The following is a 1,702-nucleotide window of genomic DNA, read 5'->3' on the forward strand; positions in this document are numbered from 1 at the left end:
CCCTTTACAGATACGAGTGCAGTAACCGGCACCAGCCAAGCGCATCAGCCACTCCTTCTGCTTGGGGCTGACCGCTGAGGCGTGGGGAGCCTTAGCCTTCATCTCCACGTACAAGCCAAAGAAGCCACCACGGGCCAGCGCCACTTTTATGTCTGGAACGCCAGCCTTCACCCCTTCCGCCTTCAGTTTTGCGGCCGTAACCTTGTGACGGTGCCCGCCATTTGGCACGTGGTAGGCATGTTCAAACGCCTCACGGTGAACAACCCGCATATATTCAAAGCAGAGGTGCTGCTCATGGGATTCCCGGTCTACCCGCTTATGCTGTAAAGCATGGTGAGCCATAACTACGCCACCTCCTCGGTGAACACCATGTGAGTCAGGTTGCCATTCCAACTCTGCTTCATGGGGAGTTTATTTTTCAGATACTGGTTATAGAGCCAAACAGCACCCTTCTGAGTGAGCTGTGGCTGGTGGGAGACATGGCCGCCTTCATTGGGAATAACTGTCCCTTTGAAGTATTTGTCCCGGGCAATGGAGCTGGGAGAGTGGCCTCGCTTCTCACGGATCAGGATGCCGCGATTCACCAGCGTATTGTTCACCTGCTGAATATTCACACCGTTCAGCTGTTTGCAGAACTGCGGCGCGGTCAGCCCCGGCACGAACTGGCGGGCAACGGTGTTGCACACATGGTTCAGGCGTTGCACTTCCTGTTCAGCGTGGGCTTTCAGTTCAAACTGCTCCGCCCAGGCACGAGCCGCTTCTGCCGGGTTTGTAAAATCAGGCAGGTTCGCTGCTGGTGGAGTGGCCACCATCGCCTCCAGCTCTTGCCAGCGGTCAACCAACCTGCCGGTGAACTCGGGGGAAATCTGCGCCATGACCACGTAGCTGTCTCGCTGGTTCACGTGGTAGGCGGTGCGCTTCTGGCGGCGTCCATCCGCACCAAGGAACGTTTCCCCCATTGGGGTAAACGTCACAACCCCTTTATCCGTAAGCCTTTCAATGGATTGCTTGACCTTGTCAGGGCGACTGCCCGCCAGCTCAGCAATCTCAACGTGGGACATGGTCTGAACAGGCAACGCCCTGCCCTGATTGATAATCGGTGAAGTCATCCCAGCACGCTCCCCCAGTTTTCCATGGTGTTGGTCAGTACCCGATTGTTGAACAGCACGTTGGGCCGTTGTTTTTCTTCGTCGTAGCGGTTGGTGTTACCAGTGCTGGTGCGGCGAACACGCAACTCAGGGAAACGCCTGATGAGTTCCTTGTTGCTGTGGGTATAACTCCAGCCGTGCTCCTCACACACCACACGAATACTCTTGCCATTCAGGCGAGCCTGACGCAGCACCTCGTACTTTTCCGCCTTTGTGCAAGTGCCCGCCATCATGCCACCTCTGCCGCTTTGGCTTCACGGGCTTCAAATTCATCCCACACACCACGCCACTCACGGGCAGTTGCGTCGGCATGGTTGATAAAGTCCGATGGGTCCCGGTCAAAATCTTCTTCCTGCGCCCACCAGGCTTCCATTGCGGTCGCCGGATCTTCAGAGTTTTTGCAGCGGTTCATCATGCTGGTACCAATCGCCTCCTGCTGATCACGGTAGAAATTCATCAGACAGGTTTTCACGTAGTTATCAAAACCAAACCGGCAGATGCGCTCCCAGCGCTTGCGGGTGCCTTCGGTCTTGTCAGCGTTCTTCCTCGCAGAG

General features: G+C 56.2%; 4 protein-coding genes. All 4 read right to left on the minus strand.

Translation table 11 applies throughout. The features are described 5' to 3' along the window. Positions 1–342, minus strand: a 342-nt coding sequence (locus tag E1189_RS03285) for a VRR-NUC domain-containing protein (protein ID WP_155158617.1), incomplete at its 3' end; no start/stop codon positions are given. Positions 343–344: 2 nt separating this feature from the next. Then, entirely contained in the window at positions 345–1,109 is a 765-nt protein-coding gene (locus E1189_RS03290; RefSeq protein ID WP_155158618.1) for a Rha family transcriptional regulator, read from the minus strand. Continuing rightward, a complete protein-coding gene (locus E1189_RS03295; protein WP_155158619.1) occupies positions 1,106–1,381 on the minus strand; it encodes a hypothetical protein in 276 nt (91 codons plus the stop codon). Before E1189_RS03295 ends, E1189_RS03290 begins: the two co-directional genes overlap by 4 nt. Then, on the minus strand, positions 1,378–1,702 hold a 325-nt coding region (locus E1189_RS03300; RefSeq protein ID WP_196221144.1), incomplete at its 5' end, for a hypothetical protein. The genes E1189_RS03295 and E1189_RS03300, both read right to left, overlap by 4 nt.

Source organism: Parendozoicomonas verongulae (assembly GCF_009711465.1).
GTDB lineage: Bacteria > Pseudomonadota > Gammaproteobacteria > Pseudomonadales > Endozoicomonadaceae > Sansalvadorimonas > Sansalvadorimonas verongulae.